The sequence below is a fragment of the Brevundimonas sp. P7753 genome (assembly GCF_013386595.1).
Lineage (GTDB): Bacteria > Pseudomonadota > Alphaproteobacteria > Caulobacterales > Caulobacteraceae > Brevundimonas > Brevundimonas bullata.
Window position 1 is genome coordinate 1 of record NZ_JACARP010000117.1, and the last position, 8,067, is coordinate 8,067.

Annotated in this window: 7 protein-coding genes; 4 read left to right on the top strand and 3 right to left on the bottom strand. The window is 67.8% G+C overall.

All coding sequences use genetic code 11. The features are described from left to right. Together HX774_RS17500 and secA are read right to left on the bottom strand one after the other, a co-directional pair. Positions 1-1,130: aminotransferase class V-fold PLP-dependent enzyme (locus tag HX774_RS17500; protein WP_178828741.1), on the bottom strand; the 1,130-nt coding region annotated here is incomplete at its 3' end. Between the two features lie 176 nt (positions 1,131-1,306). After that, complete coding sequence (gene secA / locus HX774_RS17505; protein WP_178828742.1) at positions 1,307-4,159, bottom strand: preprotein translocase subunit SecA; 2,853 nt, start codon at positions 4,157-4,159, stop codon at positions 1,307-1,309. 275 nt (positions 4,160-4,434) lie between these two features. Here secA and HX774_RS17510 point away from each other — a divergent pair, with 275 nt between their 5' ends. The 4 genes from HX774_RS17510 to HX774_RS17525 are packed head-to-tail and all read left to right on the top strand — an operon-like array spanning position 4,435 to position 7,373. After that, on the top strand, positions 4,435-5,376 hold the full coding sequence (locus HX774_RS17510) for a peptidylprolyl isomerase (protein ID WP_178828743.1): 942 nt from the start codon (positions 4,435-4,437) through the stop codon (positions 5,374-5,376). Further along, the gene (gene argJ, locus HX774_RS17515; protein ID WP_114817504.1) at positions 5,373-6,746 is read left to right on the top strand and encodes a bifunctional glutamate N-acetyltransferase/amino-acid acetyltransferase ArgJ; all 1,374 of its coding nucleotides are present in this window, start codon (positions 5,373-5,375) and stop codon (positions 6,744-6,746) included. Before HX774_RS17510 ends, argJ begins: the two co-directional genes overlap by 4 nt. After that, positions 6,743-7,168, top strand: a complete 426-nt coding sequence (locus tag HX774_RS17520; RefSeq protein WP_114817505.1) for a (deoxy)nucleoside triphosphate pyrophosphohydrolase — start codon at positions 6,743-6,745, stop codon at positions 7,166-7,168. The genes argJ and HX774_RS17520 overlap by 4 nt, the downstream gene beginning before the upstream one ends. A 25-nt stretch (positions 7,169-7,193) precedes the next feature. After that, positions 7,194-7,373 (top strand): Flp family type IVb pilin, encoded by a 180-nt coding sequence (locus HX774_RS17525; protein WP_114817506.1) that lies wholly within the window; start codon positions 7,194-7,196, stop codon positions 7,371-7,373. Positions 7,374-7,380: 7 nt separating this feature from the next. Here HX774_RS17525 and HX774_RS17530 read toward each other — a convergent pair. Further along, positions 7,381-8,067, bottom strand: a 687-nt coding sequence (locus tag HX774_RS17530) for a methyltransferase domain-containing protein (protein WP_178828744.1), incomplete at its 5' end; no start/stop codon positions are given.

Below are 8,067 nucleotides of genomic sequence, written 5' to 3' on the forward strand. Positions count from 1 at the left end.
TCCACGTCCTCCTCGGATTGATACAGGCCGAAGCCGAAGCGGATGACGTCGTCGCGCACGTCCGTGACCACGTTCATGTGCTGCAGGTCGGCCTTCCAGCGCGCCGCCTCGTCCGAGCGCAGGGCCAGGAAGCGGGCGCGCGGCGCCTCGCCCTCGACCGGATTGAGGATTTCGGCCTGCGACAAAGCCCCGGCCTCGCCGGCCTCGACCGCCGCCTGGAACCGGGCCTGATGCCCGCGCGCATGAGCGGCGACGTCGGCGGTGGTCAGGCCCTGTTCGTCCAGCATCCGGCGCACGGCGTTGAGGCGATACAGCGCGCTGACGTCGAAGGTGGCGCCCCAGAACCGGCCGCCGTCGGTGCGGTACTGCACCCCGCCGGGCGGGCCTTCCAGATGGCCGAACTCGGCGAACCAGCCGGTGATGACCGGACGCGGGCAGAAGCCGGGCGGGGAATGCAGGAAGCAGGCGCCTTCGCCCGCCATGGCGTATTTATAGCCGCCCGCCAGATAGAAGACCTTGTCCGCCACCGCCGACAGGTCGGTCGGCGTCGCCATGAAGCCGTGATAGCCGTCGAGGACCACCCAAGGCCCCGCCGGGTCGGCCAGGGCCGCCAGTTCGGCCACGGCGTCGAACACCTGGCCGGTGCGGAAGAAGACCTGGCTGACCAGGATCAGGTCATGGCCGCCCGCCTTGGCCGCCGCCACGAAGCGCTCGGCGAAGGTGGCGAAGGGCTGCAGCGGCACGCGCGTGACCACGGCCTCGCCGGCCTCTTCCCAGCGTTCCGACTGGCGGCGGAAAGAGTGAAACTCGCCGTCGGTGGACAGGATGCGCACCGGCTTTGTCTCTACGCCCGAGACGATCCGCAACAGGATGTCGTGGGTGTTGGGCGCAAAGATCAGGCTGTCGGGCGAGGGCAGGTTCAGCTCCTTCGCCACGTGCGTCTGCGCCTCGGGAATGACCTCGCCGAAAATCAGGTCCCACTTGCGGTCGGCGAAGCGGTTGGCCTCGGCCCAGGCCTGCACCTGGGCGTCGAAACTGGCGTCGGGCCACAGGTGATGGCTGTGGGCGGCGAAATGCAGCCGCTCGGGATCGAGACCCAGGGCGCGCGAGAAGAGGGCTTTGTAGCTCATGGGGCGAAGCTAGCGGGCGGAGGGGGCGGCGTCACCTGTCGTTCCTCCGTCATCCCGGGGCCGCGTAGCAGGCGTCTGGGTCCCGGATCGACCTTGCAGGTCGTCCGGGATGACGGCGGTGGAGGAGAGAGCAAAGAAAAAAGGCGGGCCGCTTTCGCGAACCCGCCTCATGACTTCTAGATCAAACTACCGTGGCAGTGCTTGAACTTGCGGCCCGAACCGCAGGGGCAGTCGGCGTTGCGGCTGGTGCGTTCCCAGCCGAGGGGCAGGGCCTCGACCGGCAGTTTGGAGCGGTCGTCGCCGGTCAGCATGCCTTCCGGGTTCTGGGCCGACGGATTGGCCATTTCGTTCTCGCCGGTGCCGGGGTTCAGGTGGATTTCCTGGAACTCGGGCATCTCCATGGCGGGCGGAGCCTCGAAGCGGAACTCGACCGTCATCAGCCAGCGCGTGACGTTGTGGCGCAGGTCGTGCAGCAGCGTCTCGAACAGGTTGAAGGCTTCGGTCTTGTATTCGTTCAGCGGGTCGCGCTGGCCGTAACCGCGCAGGCCGATGACGCCGCGCAGGTGGTCCAGATGGACCAGGTGCTCGCGCCACTGCATGTCGATCATCTGCAGCATGAACTGCTTTTCCAGACCGCGGGTCTGGTCGGCGCCGATCATTTCCAGACGCTCGGCGGCGCGGGCCTCGGCGGCGGCCATCAGCCGCTCTTCGATTTCCTCGTTCGAGACGCCTTCCTCGGCCGCCCATTCGTGCAGCGGCAGCTCCAGACCCAGGGTCGACCGGACCTTCTCGTCCAGACCGTCCATGTCCCACTGCTCGGCATAGGCCTTGGGCGGCATATAGCGTTCGACCAGGTCGTTGATCACGTCGCTGCGGAAGTCGGCCACCAGTTCGGAAAGGTCCGTGGCGTCCATGAACTCCTGGCGCTGTTCGAACACGGCCTTGCGCTGGTCGTTCACGACGTCGTCGTACTTCAGCACGTTCTTGCGCATGTCGTAGTTGCGGGCTTCGACGCGCTTCTGGGCGGTTTCGACGGCGCGGTTCAGCCAGGGGTGGCTGATGGCCTCGCCCTCGGCCACGCCGAAGGACTTCATGATCGAGTCCAGACGGTCGCCGGCGAAGATGCGCAGCAGGTCGTCCTCGCACGACAGATAGAATTTCGAGGTGCCGGGGTCGCCCTGACGGCCGGTGCGGCCGCGCAGCTGGTTGTCGATGCGGCGGCTTTCGTGGCGCTCGGTGCCCAGCACGAACAGACCGCCGGCGGCCAGGGCCGTCTGACGATGGACCGCGATCTCGGCCTTGTACTCGGCTTCCTTGGCGGCCAGGGCTTCGGGCGTGACCTCGATGGCCATGTTGCGCTGTTCCTGGGTCCAGCGCTGGATGCGCATCTCTAGGTTGCCGCCCAGCTGAATGTCGGTGCCGCGACCGGCCATGTTGGTGGCGATGGTCACGGCGCCGGGCAGACCGGCGTCGGCGACGATATAGGCTTCCTGCTCGTGCTGACGCGCGTTCAGGACGTTGTGCGGAATGCCGCGGCCCGAGACGTAGGTGATGTCATAGGCGTCGTCGCCGACCTTCTGCGCTTCCTTCTCGCGGCCGGCGTACTCGGCCTTGAGGGTGCGGCCGGTCTCGACCTTGTACTCATAGGTCTTCAGGACCTCGGACAGTTCCTCGGACTTTTCGATCGAGACGGTGCCGACCAGGATGGGCTGGCCCTTGACGTGGCACTCGGCGATCTGGGCGGCGATGGCCGCGTTCTTTTCCCTGAAGGTGCGATAGACCTCGTCGTCATAGTCCTTGCGCAGGACCGGACGGTTGGTCGGCACTTCCAGGACGTCCATCTTGTAGATGTCGAGGAATTCCTGGGCCTCGGTCGCGGCCGTGCCGGTCATGCCGGACAGCTTTTCGTAGAGGCGGAAGTAGTTCTGGATCGTCACCGAGGCCAGGGTCTGGTTCTCGGGCATGATCTTGACGTCTTCCTTGGCCTCGATGGCCTGGTGAAGACCTTCGGACAGGCGGCGGCCCGTCATCATGCGGCCGGTGTATTCGTCGATCAGGACGATCTCGCCGCCCTTGATGATGTAGTCCTTGTCGCGCGTGTAGAGGGTGTTGGCGCGCAGGGCCTGGTTGACGTGGTGGACCAGGCTGACGTTGGCCGGGTCATAAAGATCGGTGGTGTCCTCGGCGAAGTGACCGCCGGCCTCCAGCATCTCCTCGATGCGCTCCGAGCCCAGCTCGGTCAGCAGGGCCTGGCGCTGTTTTTCGTCGAGGTCGTAGGTGGCCTTGTCGACGATCAGATCCTTCACGATCGCGTCGACGATCTTGTAGAGGTCCGAACGGTCCTCGGTCGGGCCCGAGATGATCAGCGGCGTGCGCGCCTCGTCGATCAGGATGGAGTCGACCTCGTCGACGATGGCGAAGTGGTGGCTGCGCTGCACCATCTCGCGGCGGTCATAGACCAGGTTGTCGCGCAGGTAGTCGAAGCCGAATTCGTTGTTGGTGCCGTAGGTGATGTCGGCGTTGTAGGCCGCCTGACGCTGGCCCTGCGACAGGCCGTTGACGATGACGCCGACCTCAAGACCGAGGAAGCGATAGACCTTGCCCATGGTCTCGGCGTCGCGGCGCGCCAGATAGTCGTTGACGGTGATGACGTGGACGCCCTTGCCCGCCAGGGCGTTCAGATAGACCGGGGCCACGGCCACCAGGGTCTTGCCTTCGCCGGTCCGCATTTCGGCGATGCCGCCTTCATGCAGGATCATGCCGCCGGCCAGTTGGACGTCGTACTGACGCTGGCCCAGGACCCGCTTGGACGCCTCGCGCACCACGGCGAAGGCTTCATTCTGGATCTTGTCCAGGCTGTCGCCGGCCTCGATCCGGTCCTTGAAGGTCTGCGTCATCATCCGCAGTTCGTCGTCCGAGAAGGCCTCGAACTTGGATTCCAGGGCGTTGATCTTCTGCGCCTGGGCCTGGAAGGCCTTGACCTTGCGGTCGTTGGAGGAGCCGAGGATTTTCTTGGCGAAGCCGAGCATGGGCGATCCGGTAAAGGCGGTCGAGCGGCTGAAGGCTCTGAAACAGGAAGCGTCTTGATCTAGAAGGCCCGGATCGACGACGGTCCCGGCGACCCTCGAAATACGAGGTGTGCGCAGGGGCCGCACAGACGATCGAAAACCCCTCGACTTGGGCGCAGTCGGGACTTAAGCACCGCCCTAACCCCTGTCAACGCGAGGGGCTTTCAAGGGCTTGCGGCGACCGGCCTCCAGCCCCTGTTTTCCGTCCTGTTTTCCGCCCCCGTCCGGAGCGCCTGATGCGAGTTTCGCGTCCCTCCTTCCGAACCGTCCTGCCTCTGCTGGCCTCGGTGCTGGCGGCGATGACGCTGACGGCCGCCTGCGGGCGCGGCGGTGCGGAAACGCCGCCCGAAAAGGATGACCTGGTCGTCGCCCGCGTTCAGGACCGTTCGGTCTGGGCCTCGGACGTGCGCCGCGAGGCGGTGGCCCAGGGCCTGGTCGGCGAAGGCGACCCGCTGGACGTCAAGTCCGAACTGTTCCGCCGCGTGCTGGACGAGGTGGTCGATCAGAAGCTTCTGGCCGCCGAGGCCCGTCGTCGCGGCCTGGACAAGGACGCCGCCGCCCAGCGCCGGCTCGAGGCCGTGCACGAACGCATCCTCGGCGACATGCTGGTTGAATCCGTCGTCAGCGGCGCCGTGTCCGATCAGGCGGTCGAGCGCCTCTATCAGGAGCAGCAGCGCCGGGCGCAGACGAGCGAAGAGGTCCGCGTCCGCCTGATCCTGTCGCACACGAAAGAACAGGCCGACGCCGTGGTCGGGGTTCTGGGCCAGGGCGCCGCCTTCGAGGCCGTGGCCGCCCAGCGCTCGGTCGACGACGCCACCCGCTATTCCGGCGGCGATCTGGGCTATTCGACGCTGGACGTCCTGCCTGACGCCTACGCCGCCGCCGTGCGCGGCCAGGCCCCCGGCGCCGTGGTCGGCCCGGTCCAGGGCGAGGGCGGCTGGGCCGTGCTGCGCATCGAGGACCGCCGTCTGGAAACCCCGCCGACCCTGGATCAGGCCCGCCCCCTCATCGTCCGCTACCTGACCTATGAGGGCGTGCGCCAGCTGCTGGAGCAACTGCGCGGCAAGGCCCAGGTCGAAGTCTTCCTCAATCCCGCCAAACCGGCCGCCCAACCTGCGCCGGCCAAGCCTGCGCCCGTCTCTCCCGCCGCCCCTCCCGCCGGAACCGTCGCCTCATGAACCGTCCGCCCGCCAAATCCGGTTCGACCGGCCAGATGATCGAATCCGCCATCGAAAAGGCGCTGGACCCGCTGGCCTCGGCCCTGAAGCGCGCCACCCAGCCGTCCAAGCCCGCGCCCGGCAAGCCGGGCCTGATGATCTCGCCCCTGGCCGTGCCCTTCCCGGCCATTCCGCCGATCAGGGGCGTCGAGATCGCCACCGCCCGCGCCGGTTTCTACAAGCACGAGCGCGACGACCTGGTGGTCTTTCACTTCCCCGAGGGCGCCGCCTGCGCCGGCGTCTTCACCCGTCACAAGGTCGGTTCGGCTCCTGTCGACTGGTGCAAGCGTCAGCTGGAGGCCGACAGGGGCGGCGGCGAGGGGGTCAAGGCCCTGGTCGTCAACGCCGGCTGCGCCAACGCCTTCACCGGCAAGGCCGGGGCCGACGCCGCCCGCCGCACCGCCGCAGAGGTCGCCAAGCGCTTCGACTGCCGCCAGCGCGACGTCATGCTGGCCTCGACCGGCGTCATCGGGGTGGTGCTGGACGAGACGAAGATCACCGCCCGCCTGCCCGACATCAAGGCCGGTCTGAAGGTCGACAACTGGACCCAGGCCGGTCTGGGCATCATGACCACGGACACCTTCCCCAAGGGCTCCTACGCGGAATGTGAGATCGACGGCGTCAAGGTCAGGATCGCCGGCATCGCCAAGGGCTCGGGCATGATCGCCCCCGATATGGCCACCATGCTGGCCTTTATCGTCACCGACGCCGACATCGCCCCGCCGGTGCTGAAGGCCCTGCTGAACCTGCACGTCCGCACCACCTTCAACTCGGTGACGGTGGACGGCGACACTTCGACCAACGACACGGCCCTGCTGTTCGCCACCGGGGCCTCGGGCGCGCCGCGCATCGGCCGCGTCGGCGACCGCCGCCTGAAGGACTTCTCGGCGGCTCTGGACCGGGTCATGCTCGATCTGGCCCACCAGCTGGTCAAGGACGGCGAGGGCGCGACCAAGTTCGTCCGCATCACCGTGGACGGCGCCGCCAGCCCCGCCTCGGCCCGCAAGCTGGCCAAGTCGATCGCCGACAGCCCCCTGGTCAAGACCGCCATCGCCGGCGAGGACGCCAACTGGGGCCGCATCGTCATGGCCGTGGGCAAGACGGAAGAAGCCGTGGATCGCGACCGTCTGGCCATCCATTTCGGCCCCCATGTCGCCGCCGTCGACGGCGCCCCGTCGCCGACCTACGACGAGGCCCAGATGAGCGCCTATATGAAGAACGCCGAGATCGACATCACCGTCCACGTCGGCTCGGGCCGCGCCTCGGCCACCGTCTGGACCTGCGACCTGACCAAACGCTACATCGAGATCAACGGGGACTATCGCTCGTGAGCGAGGCCGCCCCCGTTCCGACTGTCCCCACCGTCCTTGTGGTCGCCGTCGCCCTGATCGACCCCGACGGCCGCGTCCTGATCGCCAAGCGTCCCGAGGGCAAACAGCTGGCGGGCCTGTGGGAGTTTCCGGGCGGCAAGGTCGAGCCGGGCGAGCGGCCTGAACAGGCCCTGATCCGCGAGCTGAAGGAAGAGCTGGGCATCGACGTGAACGAGGCCTGCCTGGCCCCCTTCGTGTTTACCAGTCACGCTTACGAATCCTTTCACTTGTTGATGCCACTCTACCTGTGCCGGCGTTGGTCCGGCGTGGTCACCGCGCGTGAACATGCGGGCCTGGCCTGGGTGAAGCCGAACAAGCTCTCGGACTATCCCATGCCGCCGGCCGACGAACCTCTGGTCGCCTGGTTGCGCGACCTGCTCTGATCAGCCGCCGCGGGAGGGGGCCAGGATGCGACGCTTCATCGGCCAACTCCATCGCGATGACAGCGGCGCCACCGCTATCGAATACGGCCTGATCTGCGGACTGATCTGCCTGGTCATCATCGGCGCCATGGGCGCCTTCGGCGCCGAGTCGAACGCCATGTATCGGAAGATCACCGACGCGATCGACGGCGCCATCAACGGCTGATCCGGGCTCAGTCCTCGCCCCTCTGTTCCCTGACGCCGAGCGCGTCGGCCAGTCGCGTCTTGGCCGAGCCGCGTCGGGCCGGCTGTTGCTGGCTCTCATGCGGGGCCCAGCCGGCCAGATGCACCATTTCAAACGTCGCCGGAATGCGCCCGTCCGCCTCGGCGTGACGCTCGGCGTAGAGCTGAGCCGCGCGCGCCAGCACAGTCCGGCTCAAGGGCCGGATAGGCCCGGCCAGCACATTGGTCTCGCCCATGGCGCGCAGGTCGCGCATCAGGGCGAAGGGATCGGCATAGCGCACCGTCACCCGGTCCACGTCCGTCACCGGCAGGGCGAACCCGGCGCGCTGCAACAGGGCCGCGCCGTCAAAGCCGTCGGCGAAGGGCGAAATCCGCGCCTGGGCCCCGCCGTTCACCTCCAGCTCGGCCTCGGTCAGCACGCCGCGCAGCTCCTTCAGCGTCGCCGCGCCGAACAGGCTGGCGACGAACAGGCCGTCCGGCTTCAGCGCACGCCGGATCTGGCTCAGCGCCCCCGGCAGGTCGTTGGCCCAGTGCAGGCCCAGCAGGTTGACGATCAGGTCGGCTGAACCGTCCTCCAGCCCCAGAGGCCCGGCCCCCGGCGCGGCGCGCTCAGAGGTCGTGCCCACGGCGCGGACCTCGCCGACGCGGTCCCTCGCCACGCTGTCGGCCACCGCGCG

Excerpts from the sequence above, each read along its gene's own strand:
- secA (WP_178828742.1), bottom strand. The coding sequence starts at position 4,159 with ATGCTCGGCTTCGCCAAGAAAATCCTCGGCTCCTCCAACGACCGCAAG.
- HX774_RS17510 (WP_178828743.1), top strand. The coding sequence starts at position 4,435 with ATGCGAGTTTCGCGTCCCTCCTTCCGAACCGTCCTGCCTCTGCTGGCC.
- argJ (WP_114817504.1), top strand. The coding sequence starts at position 5,373 with ATGAACCGTCCGCCCGCCAAATCCGGTTCGACCGGCCAGATGATCGAA.
- HX774_RS17525 (WP_114817506.1), top strand. The coding sequence starts at position 7,194 with ATGCGACGCTTCATCGGCCAACTCCATCGCGATGACAGCGGCGCCACC.